The organism is Seohaeicola zhoushanensis, from assembly GCF_014656415.1.
Classification (GTDB): Bacteria; Pseudomonadota; Alphaproteobacteria; order Rhodobacterales; family Rhodobacteraceae; genus Seohaeicola_A; species Seohaeicola_A zhoushanensis.
Genome location: NZ_BNCJ01000002.1, coordinates 516,621 through 538,602 on the forward strand (window position 1 = coordinate 516,621; position 21,982 = coordinate 538,602).

The window sequence follows — 21,982 nt, forward strand, 5'->3', positions numbered from 1 at the left end:
GTGATATCTATCATAGCGGACTCCTTTCCGGTGATATCTATCATAGCGGATAGGGTTCCGGAATAGGGGAAATTCTGTTTGACGGATGAAAATCCGTTAAGCTGGATTTTCGCGCTGGCCCGGCGTCAACGCCCCTGGCGGGCAGGTCCTGGGGGCGCTGCCCCCGCCGCGCCTGCGGCGCGACTCCCCTGGAGATATTTTTGAAGAAGAGAAGCTGGGGGTGCGGCGCCGTTCAGGCGGCGGGCGGCGGGGCGAGGCTGCGCAGGCGGGTGATCAGCGGCTCGGCCTCGGCGATGCGCAGGCGCACGGGCAGGGTCAGGACCTTGCCGCGGAAGGCGGGTGGCAGGCGGGTGGCATCCTTCTCGGTCGTCACCATCTGCGCGCCGAGCGCGCGGGCCTCGGCCTCGAGCCGGGCCATCAGCGCCGGGGTCAGGGTCTGGTGGTCGTCGAGCGCCTCGGCCCTGAGCAGGGTGGCGCCGAGGCCCCGGAGCGTGTCGAAGAACTTCTGCGGGCGGCCGATCCCGGCGAAGGCGAGCACCGGGGTGCCTTCCCAGTCCATCCCGGTCTGCAGGGGTTCGAGCGCGCCGTGGTAGAGCGGGCAGGGCAGGGCCGCCGCCCAGCGGGCGGCGAAGCCGGCCTGCTGTTCGGGCGTGCCGATGGCGAGCACCGCGTCGGCGCGGGCGAGGCCGGCGGCGACGGGTTCGCGCAGCGGGCCGGCGGGCAGGCAGAAGCCGTTGCCGAAGCCGACCCCGGCATCGACCACCACGAGGGAGAGGTCCTTGGCCACCGCCGGGTTCTGGAAGCCGTCGTCGAGCAGGATGACGCTGGCCCCCGCCCTGGCCGCCGCCAGCGCCCCGGCGGCACGGTCGCGGGCGACCCAGGTGGGGGTGAAAGCGGCGAGCAGCAGCGGCTCGTCGCCGGTCTCGGCGGCCTTGTGGCGCATGGCGTCGACCTGCACCGGGCCCGCCAGCGACCCGCCATAGCCGCGGCTCACCACATGGGGGTCATGACCCATGGCGCGCAGCTTCTCGATCAGCCAGATGCAGGTCGGCGTCTTGCCGGTGCCGCCGGCGTTGAGGTTGCCGACGCAGATCACCGGCACGCCGGGGCGCAGCGGCGTGCCGCGCGCCAGCCGGCGCGCCGTGGCGCGGGCGTAGAGCGCGCCGAGCGGGGCCAGCAGGCGGGCCTGCCAGCCGGGCGCCTGGGTCCAGAACTCAGGCGGTCTCATGGGGGTGCCGGTTGCGGTCGAGCGTGTCCTGGATCCGGTCGATCAGCATGTCGATGAGGTCTGCGCCCTCGGTCGCGACCTCCCATCCGGCCAGCGCCATGGTGGCGGCGTGATCGGGGGCGACCAGCTGCACCACCGCCGAGCCGAGGCTGTCGCCATTGGCCACGGTGCGCGCCGCTCCGGCGGCGGCGAGGCGGGCATAGGCCTCGGCATGGTCGGCCACGTTGGGCCCGTAGAGCACCGCCGAGCCGAGTGCCGCGGCCTCCATCGGGTTGACCCCGCGCGCGCCCTCGCCGAGCGAGCTGGCGAGGAAGGTCAGCGGCGCGATGCGATACCAGAGGCCGAGGTCGGCCGGGTCGTCCGAGATCACCACCTGCACGCCGTCCTCGATGGCATCGCCCTCGTCCCAGTCGGCATAGCGCAGCCGGGCGAGGCCGAGCGCCGATTTCAGCGTCTCGGCGCTGGAGCGGTCGGTCAGGCTGATGACCAGCAGCAGCCGGTGAACCAGCCGCAGGGCCGAGCGGTGGGCGGCGAGGACCGCGGCGAATTCCGAGGGGCGGACATGGGCCGCCAGCCAGACCTGCCGCGCGGCGAGATCCTGGGTCACCGATTCCAGGTCGTCATCGTTGCAGCCCGGCGGCAGCACGTTGCCACGCAGGCGCGGGGCCACGGTGATCTTCTCGGCGGCGATGCCGAGGCGGCGCAGGTTGCGCTGGGTGGTCTGGTTGCTGGCGAGGATCCAGGTGAACATGTCGAGGCTGGAGCGGGTGAGGTCGGGCAGCCACTTGTGCCGGCTCGACTGCAGCTCGGCGCTGCCGAGGTCGGCGATGCAGAGTGGCACGCCGATCTCGGCGGCGGCGGCGATCACGTTGGGCATCAGGATGCCGCCGGCCCAGAGGCAGAAGTCGGGCCGCCAGTGGCCGACGAACTGCCGCGCCGAGGCGGGGTGGTCGCTGTCCAGCGGCATCACCCAGTCGGCGCCGCCGGGCAGCGGCGCGTCCTCGGGGCGGGCGCTGGGCACATGGGTGTGCAGGATGGCGATGCCGGGGCGCATCATCCGCAGCCGCCGCGCGAGGTCGTTCAGTGCCGAGAGCCGCGCGGCGCTGGTGGCGTGAAGCCAGATCAGCTCGCCCTTGGGGCGCGCCGGCGGGGCCTGCGGCGCCGATTGCGGAGAGCGGCGCGACAGGGCCCGGTAGGCGGCATAGCTGAGCGAACGGACCAAGCCTCAGTCCAGTTTTACGGTTGCGGAGCTTTCCTTCTCCTCGTCGCGGAGGCGATGGATATGGGCGATGTAGTAGCGCATGTGGGCGTTGTCGACGGTGCGCTGGGCCTCGGCCTTCCAGGCCTGGTAGGCGGTGGCATAGTTCGGGAACATGCCGACGATATGGATGTCGTTCACGTCCTTGAAGACGGATTTCGACGGATCGACGAGTTCGCCGCCGAATACGAGATGCAGTTTCTGCGCCATGGGGGGAAGGGTCCTCTGGGTGGAAGGGGCGTCTTGCCGGGCGAGCGTAAACCTCTGGCTGTAACGGTCAAGTTAAGCGGGCCGTTCAGGGCCGTTCAGGGTGGCGGCGGGCGCACGGCGGCGGCAATCCGGGCATGCAGCGCCGGGCCGGCGGCGATCACGCCGGGGCGGGTCGGCTCGGGGTTGTTGAAGCGCAGCGCCGCGTTGCGCGCATCGGTGCAGAGCGCGCCGGCCTCGCGCAGGATCAGGTCGCCCGCGGCGATGTCCCATTCCCAGCAGCGGCGCATGGTGAGCAGGCCGTCGAACCGGCCCTCGGCCACCAGCGCCATGCGCCAGGCCAGCGAGGGGCGATAGGCGCGGCGGAAGCTCGGCGCGGTGCCGCTGGCCCAGTTCGAGCTGTGCAGCACCGGGCGGGTGGCCAGCAGCTCGGCCTGACCCAGGTCCGCCTGCGTGGTGGGGCGGATCGGCTCGCCGTTCAGCGTCGCGCCCTGGCCGAGGGCGGCGGCATAGAGCAGGTCGCGCATCGGCAGGTAGACCACGGCGGCGGTGACCGCGCCGTTCTCGGTGACGGCCAGCGAATGCGCCCAGCTGTCGTCGCCCTCGACAAAGCTGCGGGTGCCGTCGATCGGGTCGACGATGAAGACGCGGTCGGCGGAGAGGCGGGCGGGGGTGTCCTCGGTTTCCTCGGACAGCCAGCCATAGCCGGGGCGGGCGGCGAGGAGCGTCTCCTCGAGCATCTCGTTCACCGCGATGTCGGCCTCGGTCACCGGGCCGGCGTCGCCGGGCTTGTTCCAGCTGCGCGCGGCGCCGTTGAAGCTGCGGGCGATGCGCCCGGCCTCGCGGGCGGCCTCGATCAGAAGGGGCAGGTCAGCTGCCGGCAAGCGTCAGCCCTTCGATCAGCAGGGAGGGGACCACGCGCGAGTGCCAGGCCTTGGCGTCGTTGCCGGGCACCAGCCGCAGCAGCATGTCGCGCAGGTTGCCGGCGACGGTGCATTCGTTGACCGGGTAGGCGATCTCGCCGTTCTCGACCCAGAAGCCCGAGGCGCCGCGCGAATAGTCGCCGGTGTTGGGGTTGATGGTCGAGCCGATCATCGAGGTGACCAGAAGGCCGGTGCCCATGTCGCGGATCAGGTCGGCGCGGCTGGCGCTGCCCTGGGTCAGCTCGAGGTTCCAGTTGGCGGGCGAGGGCAGCGAGGCCGCGCCGCGCACGGCGTTGCCGGTCGAGGCGAGGCCCAGCTTGCGGGCCGAGGCGAGGTCGAGCGTCCAGCCGGTCAGCACGCCGTTCTCGACGATGGCGCGGCGCTGCGTCGGCAGGCCCTCGCCGTCGAAGGGGCGCGAGCCTGCGACACGGGGGCGGAACGGGTCTTCGATCAGCGAGAGCGTCTCCGGCAGCACCTGCTGGCCCAGTTGCCCGATCAGCCAGGACGAGCCGCGCGCCACCGCCGCGCCGTTCGAGGCGCCGAGCAGATGGCCGATCAGCGAGGAAGAGATGCGCTCGTCGAAGAGCACCGGGTAGGTGCCGGTCCTGGGCTTGCGCGGGTTCAGCCGTTCCACCGCCCGTTCGCCGGCGGTGCGGCCGATTTCGGCGGGGTCGCGCAGGTCGGACTGGAAGGTGCGGCTGTCGCCGTCATAGTCGCGCTCCATGCCGGTTCCGGCCCCGGCGATGGCGACGCAGGAGGTCGAGCGGCTGGTGCGGCGATAGCCGCCGGCAAAGCCGTTGGTCGCGGCCATGTAGACGTCATGCGCGCCATAGGCCGCGGCGGCGTCGGATACCTGGGTGACGCCTGCCACCGCCATGGCGGCGGCCTCGGCGGCCACGGCATCGGCCTGCAGGGCGGCCGGTTCCGGCTCGGGCGCGGGATCGTCGAGTTCCAGCGCGGCCAGATCCCAGCCCTGCGCCAGCTGCGCTGGGTCGGCCAGCCCGGCATAGGGGTCTTCCGGGGCCTCGCGGGCCATGGCCACGGCGCGCATCGCCATGTCGTCCATCGTGCGCTCGGAGGTGTCCGAGACCGAGACGATCGCCTGCCGCTTGCCGATCAGCACCCGCAGGCCGAGGTCGGTGCCCTCGGCGCGCTCGGCATGTTCGAGGCGGCCCTTGCGCACCTCGATGGAGACCGAGGTGCCGCGCACCGCGATCACGTCTGCGGCCTCGGCCCCGGCGCGTTTCGCGCGGGCGAGAAGCGCCTGGCCAAGCTCTTCGAGGGAGTGAGTCATCGCTGCCTGCCTGCTGCCTTTGAACAGCCCCGAGGTAGCGGTGCGGGGACCGGGGCGCAAGGGTTCAGCCGAAAAAGCCGCGGCGCGGGGTCAGCGGGCGAGGACCTCCACCAGCGCCGCGAGATGCGCCATCACCGCGCCGTCGGGGCGGGCATAGTCGTCGACCACCGAGAAATGGTCGTGCCCCGCGATCTCGGCAAAGCGCCCCGGCCCGGCGGGAATGGCGGCGGCATAGCGCGCGCCCTGCTCGCGGATCGCCGGCAGTTCGCGCGCGCCGGCCAGCACCACCTGGCGGCGGGCCACCGGTCGGGTGATCGGCGAGAGCGCCCGCGCGGTTTCGGCATCGAGGCCCATGGCGGCGTTGTAGCTGGTCGGCAGGAAGGGCGCGAGGTCGTAGCAGCCGCTGACCAGCAGGCCGGCATCGACCCCTTCGATGTCCATGCAGCAGGCCGCCAGATGCGCCCCCGAGGAGGTGCCCGCCGCGATCAGCCCGCGCGGGGCGCAGCCCCAGTCGGCGAGGTTGGTGGCGATGAACCGCATGGCCGCGCGCGCCTCGGCGACGATGGCCGCCATCGGCACTTCGGGGGCGAGGCTGTGCTCGATCACCGCCACGTTGAGGTCGAGGCCCAGCGGCCCCAGCGCGGTAAAGGCCTGGTGTTCCTTGTCGTTCCACTGCCAATAGCCGCCGTGGATATAGGTCACCGTCGGCCGCCCCGGCGTGGCGGCGCGGAACAGGTCGAGCCGGTTGCGCGGGCGCGGGCCGTAGGCGATATCGCGCAGCACCTCGCGTTCGCGGTAGACGCTGGCCGAGTCCGCTTCCCACCGCGCCAGGTGGTCGGCCCAGCCGGGTACCACGGCGCGGTTGTTGAAGGCGGCGTCGGCGGGGTTGGCGCCGCTCACGCGGCAGCGCCCGGCTTGCGCACCTTGGCCTCCTTGGCGGCGATATAGGGTCCGACCTCGACGGGGGCGTATTTCGCCCCGCCATCGGCATCGCGGCAGGTGTCGAGGCAGGCGATCACCGCATCGGGGTTGGGGTGCAGGAAGTAGGCGATCGACTGGCGCGACTTGTCGGAAATCGTCGCGCCTGCCTCGTTCACCACCCGGTGCAGGGTCGAGACCCAGCGGTCGTTGGTCCAGCGGGCCATCATGTCGCCGATGTTGATGACGAAGCTGTCCGGCACTACCGGCACGTCCTCCCATTCGCCGGCCTTGGTGAAGACCTGCAGACCGCCGGTGCCCGGCTCGGGCAGCAGCAGCGTCAGCGAGCCGAAGTCGGTATGCGCCCCGGCGCGCAGCTGGCCCGGCAGCGGGGCCACCTTCTGCGGCGGGTAGTAGAGGTTCGACAGGATCGAGAAATGGCGGTCGATCTTGTCGTCGAAATAGGTCTCGGGCAGGTCCAGACCCAGCGCGAAGATCGCCATCATGTCGCGCGCCAGCGCCTCGACCGCCGCATAATAGGCCTCGCCCAGGGCGCGGAAGCCTTCGGGCGCATCCGGCCAGACGTTGGGGTGAAAGTTGTCCGCCACCACCGGATCGGCGAAATAGGCGCCGTCGATGTCGAGCCGCCCGAGCATGTAGTATTCGCGCAGGTCCGGCGGGGTTTCCTTGTCCTCGCCCAGTGCCAGCCCCGAGGAGCCGACCCGGTGATAGCCCTGGCGCACCATCCCCTGCGGGGCATAGCGCGCCTTTTCCGCCTCGCTCAGCGCGAAGAACCGCTTGAGCGTGGCGAACCAGTCGCCGCGCAGCGCGGCGCCGACCCGGTGGCCGGTGATCACGAGGAAACCGATCTCGGTGCAGGCGCGGTCGACCGCGGCGGCCAGCGCGGCGCGCGCCGCGGCGTCGTCGCCGTAGAAGGCCGAGATGTCGATCACCGGGACCGAGGCGGAGGGGCTTTGTGTCTGGGGCATTGCTGGGGCGCCTTGTCTACTGGCCGTTGGATTGACGGGTGAGCATCGGATACATGTCCGGACGCCGGTGCTTCTCGAAGTTGAAGATGTGGTCGCGGATCTCCTGCGTGCGGTCGAGATCGCAGTCGGCGGTGATGAGTTCGTCGCCGATGGTCGAGGCCATGGCCACGATCTCGCCGGTCGGGGCGATGATGCAGCTCTGGCCCAGCAGGTCGCAGTCCTCCTCGCGCCCGGCCTTGGCGACGCCGACCACCCAGAGACCGTTGGCATAGGCTCCGGCCTGCATGCAGAGGTGGTTGTGGAAGGCCTGCAGGTGGTCGTGCTCGGGCGCCAGCGGGTAGTGCAGGGGGGTGTTGTAGCCCAGCGTCAGCACCTCGGCCCCGCGCAGGGCGGATTCGCGGTAGGTCTCGGGCCAGCGGCGGTCGTTGCAGATCGCCATCGCCCATTTGCCGCCCATCAGCTCGGTGGACATATACGGCGTCTCGCCCGGCTCGAAGTAGCGTTTCTCCAGGTGCTGGAAGGCGCGCCAGGGCTCGTGCTCGGAATGGCCGGGCAGGTGGATCTTGTGATAGCGCGCCGCGATCTCGCCATCGGGGCCGACCAGGATCGAGGTATTGAAGCGGCGCAGGCGGCCGTCATAGACGGCCTTCTCGGCATAGCCGAAGCTGAACCCCATGCCGAGTTCACGCGCGCGGTCGAACAGCGGCTGCGTCTCGGGGCCGGGCATCTCGGTCTCGAAGAAGGCGTCGACCTCGGCCTGGTCCTCCATGAACCAGCGCGGGAAGAAGGTGGTCAGCGCCAGTTCGGGATAGATCAGCATCTGCACGCCGCGCCGGGCGGCCTGCTCCATGAGGGCGATCATCCGCGCGACCACGGCGCTGCGGGCTTCGTCGCGGCGGATCGGTCCCAGCTGGGCCCCGCCGATGGTGATGATACGGGTCACGTCATGCTCCTTGCTTGGGCGTGCTGAGCCGCGCGATCAACGCGTGCAGCACGGCGGTCCCGCGCGCGAGATCCTCGGGCGGGGTATATTCACGGATGTTGTGCGAGATGCCCTTCTGCGAGGGCACGAAGATCATGGTGGCGGGCGCGATCCGGGCGATCATCTGGGCGTCGTGCCCCGCGCCCGAGAACATCCGCCGCGTGGTGAGGCCAAGCGCCTGCGCCTCGGCCTCGACCGCGTCGACCAGCTCGGGCGCGAAATCGACCGGGTCGAACCGCGCCAGGCTGCGGGTCGTTGCGGTGACATTGGCCTCGGCCGCGGCGGCGGCGATCAGCGTGGCGAGCGCGGCTTCGGCCTCGATCAGCGCGGCATCGTCGGGGTTGCGCAGGTCGACCGTCATCACCGCCCGCTCGGCCACCACGTTGACCAGGTTGGGCGAGAGCGTCACCGCCCCCACGGTGCCCAGCTGTCCGGGGCCGATGGCGGTGATGATGTCGCGCACGCCGCAGGCGGTGCGCCCCGCCGCCAGCCCGGCATCGGCGCGCAGTCGCAGCGGGGTGGTGCCGGCATGGGCGCTGGCGCCCGAGAAGGTCACCTCGGTCCAGGAAATGCCCTGCACCCCTTCGACCACGCCGATCTGGAGGCCCTCGTCCTCGAGGATCGGCCCCTGTTCGATGTGCAGCTCGACATAGGCCGCGATGGCCGACGGGCCCGCGCCGGTGCCCGCATGGCCGATGGCGGCCAGCTCGTCACCAAGGCGGGTGCCGTCGATGCCCCGGATCTCCAGCGCCTCTTCCAGCGACAGGCCGCCAACGAAGACCAGCGAGCCGAGCATGTCGGGCGCAAAGCGCGCGCCTTCCTCGTTGGTGAAGGCCGCGACGGTGACGGGCAGGTCGGTTTCAGTGCCGGCATCGTTCAGCGCCGCCACCACCTCGAGCCCGGCCAGTACGCCAAGCGCGCCGTCATAGAGCCCGCCGGTCGCCACCGTGTCGATATGCGATCCGATCATCACATGCGGTGCATCCGCCGTCGTGCCGGGGCGCGCGGGGCGGGTGCCGAAGATATTGCCGATCGGGTCGATGGCGACGGCAAGGCCAAGCGATTCCATCTGCGCGATCAGCCAGTCGCGCCCGGCCTTGTCGGCCGGGGTGAGCGCCAGGCGGCAGACGCCGCCGCCGGGCAGGGCGCCGATGGCGCCGAGCGACTCGATGCGGGCCTGGAGGCGGGCGGCGTCGATCATCAGAGCGCCCCCTCGGCGCGCAGGGCATCGCCGCTCCGGCCTGTGATCTCTTGGAACACCTGCGGGTCGGTGTCGCCCTCCGAGCCGAAGACCAGCAGGCGCGAGGCCGCGTCGATCCCCAGGCCCGCCCGCGTTGCAGGATCAAGCGCGAGGAACCCGGCCAGCCCCGCGACACCGCTTTCGCCGGCCACCAGCTTCGGCCCCGCCGCGCCCGAGGCGAGCAGGCGCATGGTATCGGCGGCATCGGTGTCGGTGATGAGCATGAAGGCATCGGCCCCCTGATGCAGCACCGGCCAGGCGATCAGCGAAGGCTCGCCGCAGGCTAGGCCCGCCATGATCGTCTCCAGGCTGCCATGCACCGCCACGGGTTCACCCGCCCGCGCGCTTTCGTAGAGGCAGCCGGCGGTTTCCGGTTCGACCACCACGATGCGCGGGGCCTGAGGGCCATAGGCCTCCCACAGGGTGGCGGTCACAGCGGCGGCGAGGCCACCGACGCCGCCCTGGATGAAGACATGCGTGGGCGGCAGCGGCAGCGCGTCGATCGCCTCTTCCACCATGATGGCATAGCCCTGCATCACGTCGCGCGGGACCTCGGTATAGCCGGGGTAGGAGGTGTCCGAGACCACGAACCAGCCGTTCTCGGCGGCGGCCTTGTCGGCGGCGCGGACGCTGTCGTCATAGTTGCCGGGGGTGCGCACGATCTCGGCGCCATAGGCGCGGATGGCGTCTTCGCGGGCCTGGCTGACATCGGCGTGCAGGAAGATCACCACGCGGCAGCCGAACATCCGTCCGCCCCAGGCGACCGAGCGGCCGTGGTTGCCGTCGGTGGCGCAGCAGAGGGTGACGCCGGCGGCGAAATCGGCGTGATCGCCGGCAAGGATCGCGGCCTCCGAGACCGGCGCGCCGCTGCGCTGGCTGGCCAGCCGCGCCAGCAGGCGCAGGGCGGCATAGGCACCGCCCAGCGCCTTGAAGCTGTTCAGACCAAAGCGCGCCGCCTCCTGCTTGTAGGCAATCGCGGCGACACCCTCGCGCGTGGCCAGCGCGTCGAGCTGAACCAGCGGCGTCGGGGTATAACCTTCCCAGGCGGAGACAGTCCGGCGCGCTTCGGCGCCGCTGGCCCGTGACAGCACCTTTTGCAGATCGAGCGGATATGAACCGCGCGCTTCATCGAGGTTCTGAACAAAAGGTCTTGTCGGCTGGGGTTTATTCGTCATGGTTTCTCGCAATCGGCAGAATTCGCGGAGGTGCTCCGCAGGGACAGTCACGGGTTGCACTCCATATGGGAAATCTGAAATTCTTCCACTACAAATCATGCAACAAAAATTTCATAGACGGTGGCAGAATCCGGCCTGACCGACGAAAGGCGCAAAAATAATGAGCAACCCGCCCAAGAAATACACCTCCATCGAAGACCGGATCATGGCTGCGCTCGACGATCTGACCGTGTCCGAGAAGAAGCTGGCCTCGGCCGTGCTGGAGGAAAAGGGCGCGCTGGCGAGCTTCACCGCCGCCGAGATCGCGCAGCGGGCGGGCACTTCGCAGGCGACGGCGGTGCGATTCTTCCGCCGGCTGGGCTATGACAGCTTCTCGGACCTCAAGCGCGAGGCGCGCAGCTCGGCCAGCTGGGCCTCGCCGCTCTACCAGATCAGCGGCACCGGGCATGTGCGCATGGCGCGGGGCGATTTCGCGCTGCATGTGGCGCAGGATCTCAAGAACCTGACCGAAACCGCCGAGGCGATGCCGCCCGACCTGCTGGAGGATGCGGTCGAGGCGCTGATGGAGGCGCGGCGGGTCTTCATCATCGGGTTCCGCAACTCGGCGGTGCTTGCCTCCTATGCGCGTAACATGTTGGCATTGCTGAGGGATGACGTGCTTCTGTTGCCCTATGCCGGGATGTCCGTGGCCGAAAGCCTGGTCTCGCTGGGCCCGGACGACGTGGTGCTTGTCTTCGGGTTCCGCCGCCGCCCGCCGGCGCTGAATGTGATCCTCGAAGCCGCGCGCGATGCGGGCGCGCGGCGTATTCTGGTGGCTGACCCGACGGCGGCGACCTCGGCGCGTCTCTCGGATATCACCCTGCGCTGCACCACCCGCAACGCGGGGATCTTCGACAGCTACGCGGCGGGGATGAGTCTCATCAACTACATCTGCACCCGCTTCGCCGACCGTGGCGGCGAGGGAATCGTCGCCCGGATGGAGGCCTTCGAGCGCCTGCATGGGGATATCGAGGGCGGCGGCAGCGCCGAGTGATCGGTTTTCTGCACAACAATTGGGCATCCGCACAGGGCGGGCGCTTCGAGAATGGGCATCGCACTTTGTGACCCAACAATTTCTCAAAAATCTCTGTTTGAAATATTTGGTTCATTGGCAAGGTTCCCTGGACGCAACCGCGCAAACTGGAGCCCTGCAATGACCCACGACATGCACCGCCGCCGCTTCCTTCAGGCCGTCCTCGCCGGGACGGCCGCCTCGGCCCTCCCGCTCAAGGCGCTCGCCGCCCAGCCGGACCTGCTCTGGATGGTCTGGGAGAACCTCGCCAAGGACGAATACCTTGCCCCCTTCCTCGCCAGGTCGGGCGTCACCATCTCGAAGAACTTCATCGGCAGCGATGACGAGCAATTCGCCAAGCTGCGCGCCGGCGGCGACAGCTCGGTCGATCTGATCACCCCCGGCCTCGACAAGGTCGACTATTACATGGCCTCGGGCCTGGTGCAGGAAATCGACCTCGCCAAGATCCCGAACACCGCCAAGATCTACGACGCCTTCAAGAATTCGCCGCTGGGCAAGGCCGACGGCAAGACCTACGGGCTGCCGTTCTACTGGGGCATCAACCCGCTGGTCTACCGCAAGGACCTGATGGACGCCGAGCCCGACTGGTCGGTCTTCTTCGAGGACAGCAAGTATGCCGGCAAGCTCGCAATGCGCGACTATGCGCTCGAGGCGGTGATGATCGCGGCGATGTATCTGGAAATCCCGCGCGACCAGATCTTCCACCTGGACGACGCGCAGCTGGCCGAGGTCAAGAAGGCGCTGATCGCGCAGAAGAAACTGCTGCGCACCTACTGGAGCTCGATCGGCGACCTGACCAACCTCTTCGCCACCGGCGAGGTCGTCGCGGCCTATTCCTGGGTGCCCCCCTACCACGAGCTGAACGCGCGCGGCCTCTCGATGGGCATCGCCAACCCCAAGCAGGGCACCATCGGCTGGGCCGACTCGCTGGCGATCCCGAAGGGCGTCGAGGGCGAGAAGCTGGAGGCCGTCTACGCGCTGATCGACTACCTGCTGGGCGAGGACTACGGCAAGATGCTCGCCGTCGGCGGGCCCTATGCGCAATCGACCTCCTCGGCGCGCGACATGCTGAGCAAGGAAGAGCGCGAGACGATCTTCATCGAGGACATGAGCGTCATGGACAGCTTCATCTGGCGTTCGAACCCCGAACGCTACAACGACTGGGTCGCGCTCTGGAACGAAGTGAAGGCAAGCTGATCATGAACGACGGTCCCGGCCGCGCACCGCTTCTGCGCGCCAGAGCACTGCACAAGACCTATGGGACGACCCATGCGGTGCAGGGGGTGGATTTCCGGCTGATGCCGGAGAGCTATGTCACCCTGCTGGGGCCGTCGGGCTGCGGCAAGACCTCGATCCTGCGGATGATCGGCGGGTTCGAGGATGTCAGCTCGGGGATGCTGGAACTGGAAGGGCAGCCGCTGAACAAGGTGCCGGCGGCGCGCCGGCCCATCAACACGGTGTTCCAGAGCTATGCCCTGTTCCCGCACCTGAGCGTGGCCGAGAACGTCGCCTTCGGCCTCGCCTATCGCGACCTCGGGCGCGAGGCGCAGCGCGCGCGGGTCGAGCAGGCGCTGGCGGTGGTGCGGATGCAGGACTTCGCCGCCCGCCGCCCGCGCCAGCTCTCGGGCGGCCAGCAGCAGCGCGTGGCCCTGGCCCGCGCCATCGTCAACGAACCGCGCCTGCTGCTGCTCGACGAGCCGCTCTCGGCGCTCGACCGGCGGATGCGCAAGGACATGCAGATCGAGCTGAAGGACCTGCAGCGCCGGCTGGGCGTGACCTTCCTGCACGTCACGCACGACCAGGAAGAGGCCTTTGCCCTGTCGGACTGGATCGTGGTGATGAACCGCGGCCAGGTCGAACAGCAGGGCGCGCCGCAGGATATCTACCGCCGGCCCCGGTCGGCCTATGTGGCCGATTTCATCGGCGGCTCGAACGTGATCCCCGGCCGCATCACCGCGCGCCAGGGCGAGGAGGCCCGGATCGAGACCGCGCTCGGCCCGGTGGTGGCTGCCGCGGAGGAGAGCCTGCGCGCGGGCGACGCTGCGGCGCTCTGCGTCCGGCCCGAGCAGTTCGGCCAGGCCGCGGGCAGCGCCTTCGAGGCGGTGGTGACCCATGTGGTCTTCGCCGGCTCGGGCTGGCATGTCGAGCTGCGCGCCGGCCAGCAGGAGCTGGCGGCGCAGTTCACCGAGCCGCCCGAGACCGGCGCGGCGCTCCGCCTGGGCTTCGACCCGGCGCGGGTCTGGATCGCGCGGGCAGGGGAGGCGGTGGCGTGAGCCGCACCGGCAACTGGCTGGCCGCCCCGGTGGTCCTGGCGCTGATCGCCACCTGCCTGGTGCCGATGGGCGTGCTCTTCGCCTATTCCTTCTTCCAGGTCGATTTCGTTGCGATCAACACCGACCCGACGCTGAAGAACTATGCCAAGATCATCGGCTCGGAGACCTATCGCAGCCTGATCGGGCGCGCCTTCCTCTCGGGCGCGGTGGTGGTCGCGATTACCGCCGTGATCGGCTATCCGGTGGCCTGGTTCGTCGCCCGGCGCGGGGGCGAGTGGAAATCGGCGCTGCTGACGCTGCTGCTGGTGCCGCTCTATACCGGCGACATGGTGCGCATCTTCGCCTGGCGCGTGATCCTGGGCGCCGAGGGCGTCATCAACCGTTTCGCGCAATGGGCGGGCCTCATCACCGAGCCGATCCAGGTGCTGCTGTTCAGCCCCATCGCCTCGCATCTGGTGCTGGCCTACAACTTCCTGCCGTTCATGGTGATGGGCCTCTGGCTGGGCTACGAGGCGCTCGACGACGCGCTGGTCGAGGCCGCGCGTGACCTCGGCGCGCCGCCGGTCGCTGTGTTCCGCCGGGTGGTGCTGCCGATGACCCTGCCGGGGCTGATCGCCGGTGGCATGATGGTCTTCGTGATGGTGGTGGGCGACTACATGACGCCGCAACTGCTCGGCGGGGCCTCGGGCGTCACGGTGATCTCGGCGATCAACGACCTCTTCGGCACCGCCTTCGACTGGCCGCTCGGCTCGGCCATTGCCTGCACGCTGCTGGCGCTGCTCGGCCTGTTCCTTGCGGTGGCGGCCTATGCGCTGTCGCGGATGAACCTCGGCCGCAGCCTGATCTCGGGAGAAGCCTGATGAACGGCCCCAGACTCGCCGCCTCCTGGACCCTGCTGGTCTTCGCCTTCATGTATCTGCCGGTGGCGGTGGTGCTGCTGTTCAGCCTGAACGACAGCGAGATCATCGCCTTTCCGCTGCAGGGGCTGACGCTGGACTGGTACCGCGAGGTGGTCAGCGACCCGCGCCTGGCGCGCGGCTTCGGCATCACCATGATGGTGGCCGCGCCGGTGGCGGTGCTCTCGACCCTGCTGGGCGCGCTCGCCGCGCTGGCGCTGACGCGCTATGACATGCGCTTCAAGGCGGCCTTCGCGGCGCTGCTGCTGGTGCCCTTCCTGATCCCCCGGCTGATCCTGGCGGTGGGGCAGCTGATCGTGCTCTCGGACCTCGGCATCGCGCGCAGCCTGGTGACGGTGGTGCTGGGGCAGACCGTTGTGATCCTGCCCTTCACCTCGATGATCATCGCCTCGGTGCTGATGCGGGTGGACCGCCGGCTGGAAGAGGCGGCGACCGACCTTGGCGCCTCGGCCTGGTCGGTGTTCCGCCGGGTGACGCTGCCGCTGATGCGCAACGGGCTGATCGCGGCGATGTTCATCGCCTTCGTGCTGGCCTCGTCCGAGACCGTGCTGACCACCTTCGTCTCGGGCCGCCAGCAACCGCTGTCGCTGCTGGTCGCCTCCGACTTCCGTTTCGCGATTTCCCCCAGCCTGAACGCGCTGGCCGTGCTGATCGTCTTCGGCAACATCGCCCTGGTGCTGCTGGGCGAGGCGGTGCGCCGGCGGTCCCTGAGAAAGTGAGTGAACATGCCCGATCATGACCTGCTTATTCGCGGCGGCACCGTCGTCACCGCCGCCGACACGGTGCGGGCCGACGTGGCCATCAAGGACGGGGTGATCCGCGCCGTCGGCCACGACCTCGGCAGTGCCACCCGCGTGGTCGATGCCGGAGGGCTGCTGGTGATGCCCGGCGGGATCGACAGCCATGTTCACCTGGCGCAGGACGTGGTGCCCGGCCCGCCGATGGCCGACGGCTTCGAGAGCGGCACCCGCTCGGCGCTGGCCGGGGGCAATACCACGGTCATCAGCTTCGCCCAGCAGCCGCGCGGCTGGACCCTGCGTGCCTCGGTGCAGGACTATCACACCCGCGCCGAGGGCAAGTCGCACCTCGACTACGGCTTTCACCTGATCGTCACCGATCCGACGCCCTCGGCGCTCTCGCAGGAATTGCCGCAGCTGGTCGACGAGGGCTATTCCTCGTTCAAGATCTTCATGACCTATGATGCCATGGTCCTGAACGACCGCGAGATCCTCGAGGTGATGGACGCCGCCCGCGAATGCCGCGCGCTGGTCATGGTGCATTGCGAGGGCTATGACGCCATCCGCTTCATGACCGAACGGCTGGAGCGCGCCGGCAAGACCGCGCCCTATTTCCACGGCGTCTCGCGCCCGCAGTCGGTCGAGCGCGAGGCGACGCATCGCGCGATTTCCCATGCCGAGTTGGTCGACGTGCCAGTGATGATCGTGCATGTCTCGGGGCGCGAGCCGATGGAGCAGGTGCGCTGGGCGCAGCAGAAGGGCCTCAAGGTGCTGGCCGAGACCTGCCCGCAGTATGTCGCCCTCACCCAGGAGGACATGCGCGGCCTCTGGGACGACGGGCTGGACGGCGGCAAATACGTCTGCTCGCCGCCGCCGCGCGACCACGACAGCTGGAACGCGATCTGGGAGGGGCTGCGTGGCGGCGTGTTCCAGACCTTCTCGTCGGACCACTCGCCCTTCTACTTCGAGGGGCCGAGCGGCAAGCAGAACGACAAGGCGCGCAGCTCGTTCAAATGGGTGCCCAACGGCATCCCCTCGGTCGAGACGCGGCTGCCGATCCTCTTCTCGCGCGGGGTGGGCGAGGGGCGGATCACGCTCAACGATTTCGTGGCGCTGACCTCGACCAACCACGCGAAGCTCTACGGCCTCTACCCGCAGAAGGGCTCGGTCGCGCCGGGCTTCGACGCCGACCTTGTGCTCTGGGACCCGAACCGCCGCGAGGTCATCACCCAGGACAAGATGCACCACGGCGCCGATTACACCCCCTTCGAGGGGCAGTCGGTCACCGGCTGGCCGGTGATGACCATCCTGCGCGGCGAGATCGCCTGCGAGGAAGGCCGCGTGCTGAACGCCCCCGGCGCGGGGAGGTTCCTGCCGCGCGGTCGGTCTTCGGCCTGGGGGTGAGTGGGGGGAGGGCTTTGGCGTTCCTTGGTGCCGTAAATGGTGCTCGGGAGCTCCATGCCTTCCCGCATGATCGCCCCAGCCCACGCGCTCTATGCTCGCCGCAGCGCGATTGGTGTCTCTCCGTGTTGCTTCCTGAACGCCCTTGAAAATCCCTCCGGTGACGAGAAGCCATAACGCCGCGCGACCAGGTCGACGCGGTGGCCTTTCGCGATGTCCTGACGAGCCAGCGTTAGCCTCCAGCGGCGAAGATAGGAGGCGGGCGGTTCGCCGACCTCGAAGAGAAACGTCTCGGCGAAACGGCTCAGGGACATGCCGGCGAGCTTGGCAAGGTCCTCGTTGCGCCATGGCTGTCCCGGACAGTCATGCATTGCGACAATGGCCCGGCTCAGGCGCGGATCGGCGAGACCCGCCAGAAGTCCCGGTTGCGCGCATCCGGCCTCGATCTGCACACGCATCATCCGCACGATCAACACTTCGCCAAGACGGCTCAGCACCGAGTCCACGCCGCATCTTTGCCCGATGATCTCGGATTGCATCATCCGCACGAGCCCGATGCTGTCCGGACTGCTCCGCAAGTCGATTTCGACGGTTTCGGGAAGCGCTGTCAGCAACGGATTCTGCGGACCGCTCCAATCGACCTGCGCCCGAAAGAGCACCGGGATGTCACCAGATGGGAAGCCAGTGCCGCGCGTCTTGAAGCACGCCCGGTCCGGTGTTCCGGCCGGTGCGGTGTAGACGACAAGGTTTGCATCCTCCGGCGCCGCCGGCCTGACGGCAAGCTTGAACCTGTCGATCAGGGTGGTGAGCCGGTCATATCGTTCCATTTGGGTGTTTTGGTCTGATTTTCTGGATTTTGGCGATCATAAATCTGGTATGGACAGCGCGCAACCTTCCATTGAGAGTGACCGCCCATGCTTGTTCCCCGCCAGAGAACCCCCGACCTGAAGCTTCCGACGCTCGAACATGGTACTTTCGACCTTTCGTCCGAGACCTCCGAACGGGGCACCGTGATCTGTTTCTATCGCGGACTGCATTGCCCGATCTGCGCAACCTACCTGACCGAGTTCCAGAAGCGGGTCGCCGATTTTGCCGAACGCGGCGTCGGCACGATCGCGATAAGCTCGGACGGCGAGGATCGCGCCCGCGATATGGCCGCCAAGATCGGCGCGGACACCCTTCGCTTTGCCTACGACCTCCCGCTGGCGAAAGCGCGCGAATGGGGGCTGTATATCTCGACGTCGCGGGGCAAGACCTCGATCGGGATCGAGGAGCCGGCGCTGTTCTCCGAACCGGGCCTCTTCATGGTCACGCCGGAACAGTCGCTCTATTACGGCTCGGTCCAGACCATGCCCTTCGTTCGGCCGCATTTCTCGGAACTCGTCGGGGCGCTGGATTTCGCGATCAAGAACAACTACCCGGCGCGCGGAGAGTATACGGGCGCGGTCTGACCTCCGCCGCTGCAGCCGGCGGACGTCCATCGCGCAAGGGTCCCACAAACGCCTTCGTGACTTACCGTCCAACCGGGCGTCATGCCCGTGAGGCCATGACCCTCAGGCCGGGCCATACAAAAAAAGGGCCGCGCATCGCGCGGCCCCTGTCGTTCGGCGCGGCGGGGTGAACCCCGCCCTACGCAGGCCTCACTTGATGCGCTGGCCGTTGGCCAGGATGTGGCCCTGGGCGTTGATCTCGATCTTGGACTTCAGGCTGTCCGGCCCGTCGCCCGGCACCGCGAACATGCCCATCATCATGCGTGCCGGCATCACTTCCTGGTCCGAGATGATGCCCATGGCGACGAGGTTGTCGATCAGCGCGTTGGCGCCGTCGAGGGTCAGGTCGATCGCCCCCTCGGGGCGGGGCATTCCGGGGATCGTCTGCATGTCGGAGTTGTCGAAGGTGAAGGCGCCCACGCCGGTCAGCTTGGCGCCCACCGCCTGCACCAGCAGGTCGCGGATGCTGACCGCGTGCAGCTCGCCCGGCGGGACCGGCGAATTGGCGATCGCCTCGGCCGAGGCCGGGTCCATGATGTCGAGCAGCAACTTGACCTTGCCGGCGAGGTCCAGGGTGATCGAGGCCGGGTCGCGCGGCAGGTTGCCGGCGGGGTCGAAGATGGCCCAGAGCATGTCGGACATGGTGAATTCGCCGAGCTTCAGCAGGAAGCCGAAGTCCTGCGGATCGTCCGACCTGGTGATCGGGATATCGATCCTGAAGGCGGTCTCGGCCAGGCCCAGCTCGACCGGGAAGGGCAACTCGGCCCCCTCGGCGCTGATCCTGGTGCCCTTGCCGGTCAGCCCATAGGTCAGGCGGGTGGCGTTCAGGCCGGATTCGAAGCTGCCGCCCTGCGAGGAGGTCTGCGCCGAGAAGCTCTGTCCGTCGCCGGTGCCGTTGATCTCGCTGTTGCCGCCGGTGAAGGCAAAGCCGCCGTTCATCTGGAAGCCGGCCTTGAGCATGGCATTCATGTCCGACAGGTCCATGTCCTTCGGGATCGCGCCGGTGGCGTTCATGCTGACGCCCTGCAGCGCGCCCTTGAACGAGCCGTTGTCCGAGGACTCGGGGTCCTTGAAGGCCATGTCATAGGACAGGCTGGCCGCGCTGAAGGTCTGGTCGAAGTTGCGGACATCGCCGCCCAGTTCCATCTTCGTCGTGCCGGCGGTCTGGTCGAGCGAGATCATCACCCTGGCGACATCGGCGGGCAGGATATCGCCCTCGACGTTGACCTCGCCCAGCGTCAGCGTCGTATTGGCCGAGCTGTGCTCGTAGGTCATGTTCGTCGGGTCGCCCGAGATCTTCATCGAGCTGCCGCTGTGGGTCACCACCAGCTCGCCGCTGCCATCGCCCTCGGGGCCGCCGGTCACGGTGATGCGCACCGGCATCGGGCTCGGGTAGTCGAGGTTCACGGTGCCGTCGCCGTTCTCGGTCAGCGACATCGAGGGGATCAGGATCGAGACGCTGGCGTCCTCGTCCGGCACCGGCATGGTCAGGGTGACGTCGGTCAGGGTCAGGGTATTGCCCGACATCGACTCGCCGCCGGTGACCTCGTAGCCGGTCGAGGCGAGGTAGTCGCGCCACTCGCCCCAGACGTCCTGCGCCGAGAGGTCGGCCCATGCGGCCTGAGTGCTAAGGATGCAAAGCGCCGCGGCGGTGCTGCCGCGCAGGAAATGAATTGACATAAACGTACCCTTCTTGGCTGAGGTCTGCCATATCGTCCGCTGCCGGCCCTGCGGCGTCAAGGGGGCAGCGGGGCGGGCGCAACAATCTGCCTTTCGGCTGGACCACTGTGACGGGGGCGGCTACCAGAAGGCCGGTCGATACGGGAGAACGCGCATGGAGATGATGGGCAGGACGGTGATCATCACCGGGGCAAGCCGGGGAATCGGGGCCGAGGCGGGGCGCATCTTCGCCGGCGCCGGGGCGAATGTGGTGCTGCTGGCGCGCAGCGCCGCGCCGGTCGAGGCGCTGGCGGCCGAGATCGGCGCCCAGGCGCTGGGACTGGCCTGCGACGTGGCCGATTACGCCCAGGTCGAGGCGGCGGTGGCGGCGACGCTGGAGCGCTTCGGGCGGATCGACGTGCTGGTGAACAACGCCGGGGTGATCGAGCCGATCGCGCGGCTCGCCGATGCCGATCCGGCGGGCTGGGGGATGGCGGCGGACATCAACCTCAAGGGCGTCTTCCACGGGATGCGCGCGGTGATCCCGCACATGCGGGCCAAGGGCGGCAGCGTGCTGACCATCAGCTCGGGCGCGGCGCATCATCCGATCGAGGCCTGGAGCCATTACTGCTCGTCCAAGGCCGGGGCGGCGATGCTGACGCGCTGCCTCGACCACGAGGAACGCGCCAACGGCATCCGCGCCATCGGCCTCTCGCCCGGCACCGTGGCGACGCAGATGCAGAAGGAGATCAAGGCCTCGGGGATCAACCCGGTGAGCCGGCTGGAATGGAGCGACCACATCCCCGCCGACTGGCCGGCGCGGGCGCTGCTTTGGATGTGCTCGGGCGATGCCGACGAGTTCCTCGGCGGCGAGATCTCGCTGCGCGACCCCGAGATCCGGGCGCGGGTGGGCCTGGCATGATCGCGCTGGAGCACGAGGGCGGCATCTGGACCGTCACGCTGAACCGGCCGGAGAAGGCGAATTCGCTGACCCCCGAGATGCTGGAACGGCTGGCCGAGATCGCCGAGAGCGCCACCGAGGCGCGGGCGCTGATCCTGACCGGCACCGGCAAGGTGTTCAGCGCCGGCGCCGATCTCGACGCGGCGCGCGCGGGGCTCGCCACCTCGCCGCTCTGGGAGCGGCTGTCGGGCGCCATCGCGGCGCTGCCGGGGCTGACCATCGCGGCGCTGAACGGCACGCTGGCGGGCGGCTCGATGGGCATGGCGCTGGCCTGCGACCTGCGGATCGCGGTGCCGGGGGCGAAGTTCTTCTACCCGGTGATGAAGCTGGGCTTCCTGCCGCAGCCTTCCGACCCGGCGCGCATGGCGGCGCTGATCGGCCCGGCGCGCACCAAGCTGGTGCTGATGGGCGGGCAGAAGCTGACCACCGAGGAGGCGCTGGCCTTCGGGTTGATCGACCGCATCGTCGACCCCGAGACGCTGCTATCGACAGCGCGCGAGCTGGTGGCGGATACCTGCGCCGCCAAGCCCGATATCGCGGCGGCGATCAAGGCGATGTGCCGCTGAGACGGTCATTCGGCGGGGCGGGGTGAACCCCGCCCTACGCGGCTGCCAGGGCGGCTGGACATTCCGGCGTGGCTCTGGTCAGGTCCGGCCAGCCAAGACGGAGCGCCGCAAATGCCCACCCTGATCGAGACCGAATACACCGGCGAAGTCACCTGGCTCGGCCATGTGCCCGCCTCCCGCGACAGCCTGCGCGCCGAGGCGGTGGATCGTCTCGACCTGACCTGGGCCGGCGATACCGGCGCGCGCCACGAGGGCACCGAGCGGCCCTCTTGCGTGCGGGTCAAGAACCTCTACGCGCGCGGCACGAAGATCCGCAACGTGCGCCAGCTTACCCTCCTCTCGGCTGAGGAAATGGCCGATATCGCCGCCGGCATTGGCCTGGCCGAACTCGACCCCTGCCTGCTCGGTATCTCCATCGTGCTCCGCGGCATACCCGATTTCACCCATGTCCCGCCGTCCTCGCGCTTGCAGGGCCCCTCGGGCGTCACCCTGACGGTCGACATGGAGAACCGGCCCTGCGTGCTGCCGGGGCGCGAGATCGAGGCCGAGACGCCGGGCCACGGCACCGCCTTCAAGACGGCGGCCGAGGGGCGGCGCGGCGTCACTGCCTGGGTCGAACGCCCCGGCCTGCTGGCCATCGGCGACAAGCTGCGCCTGTTCATCCCCGACCAGCGCGCCTGGGCGCCCTGAGG

22 protein-coding genes are annotated in these 21,982 nt (G+C 69.1%); 10 read left to right on the plus strand and 12 right to left on the minus strand.

What is annotated here, in order from left to right:
- Positions 1-232: 232 nt before the first annotated feature.
- The 10 genes from lpxK to IE266_RS06520 all read right to left on the minus strand — a co-directional run bounded on the left by lpxK (position 233) and on the right by IE266_RS06520 (position 10,214).
- The gene (gene lpxK / locus IE266_RS06475; RefSeq protein WP_189679215.1) at positions 233-1,228 is read right to left on the minus strand and encodes a tetraacyldisaccharide 4'-kinase; all 996 of its coding nucleotides are present in this window, start codon (positions 1,226-1,228) and stop codon (positions 233-235) included.
- Positions 1,215-2,450, minus strand: a complete 1,236-nt coding sequence (locus IE266_RS06480; RefSeq protein WP_189679216.1) for a 3-deoxy-D-manno-octulosonic acid transferase — start codon at positions 2,448-2,450, stop codon at positions 1,215-1,217. The genes lpxK and IE266_RS06480 overlap by 14 nt, the downstream gene beginning before the upstream one ends.
- Positions 2,451-2,453: 3 nt before the next feature.
- Entirely contained in the window at positions 2,454-2,696 is a 243-nt protein-coding gene (locus tag IE266_RS06485; protein ID WP_189679217.1) for a DUF4170 domain-containing protein, read from the minus strand.
- 95 nt (positions 2,697-2,791) lie between these two features.
- Positions 2,792-3,577 (minus strand): inositol monophosphatase family protein, encoded by a 786-nt coding sequence (locus IE266_RS06490; RefSeq protein WP_189679218.1) that lies wholly within the window; start codon positions 3,575-3,577, stop codon positions 2,792-2,794.
- Positions 3,564-4,910, minus strand: coding sequence for a TldD/PmbA family protein (locus IE266_RS06495; RefSeq protein ID WP_189679219.1), 1,347 nt, complete (start codon positions 4,908-4,910; stop codon positions 3,564-3,566). Before IE266_RS06495 ends, IE266_RS06490 begins: the two co-directional genes overlap by 14 nt.
- 90 nt (positions 4,911-5,000) lie before the next feature.
- On the minus strand, positions 5,001-5,810 hold the full coding sequence (locus IE266_RS06500) for an alpha/beta hydrolase (RefSeq protein ID WP_189679220.1): 810 nt from the start codon (positions 5,808-5,810) through the stop codon (positions 5,001-5,003).
- Complete coding sequence (locus tag IE266_RS06505; protein WP_189679221.1) at positions 5,807-6,817, minus strand: isopenicillin N synthase family dioxygenase; 1,011 nt, start codon at positions 6,815-6,817, stop codon at positions 5,807-5,809. The genes IE266_RS06500 and IE266_RS06505 overlap by 4 nt, the downstream gene beginning before the upstream one ends.
- Positions 6,818-6,833: 16 nt before the next feature.
- Positions 6,834-7,760 carry an N-carbamoyl-D-amino-acid hydrolase gene (locus tag IE266_RS06510; RefSeq protein ID WP_189679222.1) on the minus strand — a complete coding sequence of 309 codons (927 nt, stop codon included), beginning with the start codon at positions 7,758-7,760 and terminating at the stop codon, positions 6,834-6,836.
- A gap of 1 nt (position 7,761) precedes the next feature.
- Positions 7,762-9,000 carry a Zn-dependent hydrolase gene (locus IE266_RS06515; RefSeq protein ID WP_189679223.1) on the minus strand — a complete coding sequence of 413 codons (1,239 nt, stop codon included), beginning with the start codon at positions 8,998-9,000 and terminating at the stop codon, positions 7,762-7,764.
- The gene (locus IE266_RS06520) at positions 9,000-10,214 is read right to left on the minus strand and encodes a diaminopropionate ammonia-lyase (RefSeq protein ID WP_189679224.1); all 1,215 of its coding nucleotides are present in this window, start codon (positions 10,212-10,214) and stop codon (positions 9,000-9,002) included. Before IE266_RS06520 ends, IE266_RS06515 begins: the two co-directional genes overlap by 1 nt.
- Before the next feature lie 160 nt (positions 10,215-10,374).
- Here IE266_RS06520 and IE266_RS06525 point away from each other — a divergent pair, with 160 nt between their 5' ends.
- The 6 genes from IE266_RS06525 to hydA all read left to right on the plus strand — a co-directional run bounded on the left by IE266_RS06525 (position 10,375) and on the right by hydA (position 16,617).
- Complete coding sequence (locus tag IE266_RS06525) at positions 10,375-11,247, plus strand: MurR/RpiR family transcriptional regulator (protein WP_189679225.1); 873 nt, start codon at positions 10,375-10,377, stop codon at positions 11,245-11,247.
- 159 nt (positions 11,248-11,406) lie between these two features.
- Positions 11,407-12,483, plus strand: coding sequence for an extracellular solute-binding protein (locus IE266_RS06530; protein ID WP_229863912.1), 1,077 nt, complete (start codon positions 11,407-11,409; stop codon positions 12,481-12,483).
- 2 nt (positions 12,484-12,485) lie between these two features.
- Positions 12,486-13,559: an ABC transporter ATP-binding protein gene (locus tag IE266_RS06535; protein WP_189679226.1), complete on the plus strand. Its 1,074-nt coding sequence runs from the start codon at positions 12,486-12,488 to the stop codon at positions 13,557-13,559.
- Entirely contained in the window at positions 13,556-14,419 is an 864-nt protein-coding gene (locus tag IE266_RS06540) for an ABC transporter permease (protein WP_229863913.1), read from the plus strand. The genes IE266_RS06535 and IE266_RS06540 overlap by 4 nt, the downstream gene beginning before the upstream one ends.
- Positions 14,419-15,195 (plus strand): ABC transporter permease, encoded by a 777-nt coding sequence (locus IE266_RS06545; RefSeq protein WP_189679227.1) that lies wholly within the window; start codon positions 14,419-14,421, stop codon positions 15,193-15,195. Before IE266_RS06540 ends, IE266_RS06545 begins: the two co-directional genes overlap by 1 nt.
- Positions 15,196-15,201: 6 nt before the next feature.
- Positions 15,202-16,617, plus strand: a complete 1,416-nt coding sequence (hydA, locus tag IE266_RS06550) for a dihydropyrimidinase (RefSeq protein ID WP_189679228.1) — start codon at positions 15,202-15,204, stop codon at positions 16,615-16,617.
- Between the two features lie 89 nt (positions 16,618-16,706).
- Here hydA and IE266_RS06555 read toward each other — a convergent pair whose 3' ends face one another.
- Complete coding sequence (locus IE266_RS06555; protein WP_189679229.1) at positions 16,707-17,441, minus strand: AraC family transcriptional regulator; 735 nt, start codon at positions 17,439-17,441, stop codon at positions 16,707-16,709.
- Between the two features lie 87 nt (positions 17,442-17,528).
- Here IE266_RS06555 and IE266_RS06560 point away from each other — a divergent pair, with 87 nt between their 5' ends.
- On the plus strand, positions 17,529-18,065 hold the full coding sequence (locus tag IE266_RS06560) for a peroxiredoxin-like family protein (RefSeq protein WP_189679230.1): 537 nt from the start codon (positions 17,529-17,531) through the stop codon (positions 18,063-18,065).
- Positions 18,066-18,254: 189 nt separating this feature from the next.
- On the opposite strand, the gene IE266_RS06565 is transcribed toward IE266_RS06560, so the two are convergent.
- On the minus strand, positions 18,255-19,784 hold the full coding sequence (locus IE266_RS06565; protein WP_189679231.1) for a DUF2125 domain-containing protein: 1,530 nt from the start codon (positions 19,782-19,784) through the stop codon (positions 18,255-18,257).
- Positions 19,785-19,938: 154 nt separating this feature from the next.
- Between IE266_RS06565 and IE266_RS06570 the strand changes: the two genes are divergently transcribed.
- The 3 genes from IE266_RS06570 (at position 19,939) to IE266_RS06580 (ending at position 21,980) form a co-directional block, all read left to right on the plus strand.
- Positions 19,939-20,685 (plus strand): SDR family oxidoreductase, encoded by a 747-nt coding sequence (locus tag IE266_RS06570; RefSeq protein WP_189679232.1) that lies wholly within the window; start codon positions 19,939-19,941, stop codon positions 20,683-20,685.
- Complete coding sequence (locus IE266_RS06575; protein ID WP_189679233.1) at positions 20,682-21,290, plus strand: enoyl-CoA hydratase/isomerase family protein; 609 nt, start codon at positions 20,682-20,684, stop codon at positions 21,288-21,290. Before IE266_RS06570 ends, IE266_RS06575 begins: the two co-directional genes overlap by 4 nt.
- 111 nt (positions 21,291-21,401) lie before the next feature.
- Positions 21,402-21,980 (plus strand): MOSC domain-containing protein, encoded by a 579-nt coding sequence (locus IE266_RS06580; RefSeq protein ID WP_189679234.1) that lies wholly within the window; start codon positions 21,402-21,404, stop codon positions 21,978-21,980.
- The last annotated feature ends 2 nt before the right edge of the window (positions 21,981-21,982 follow it).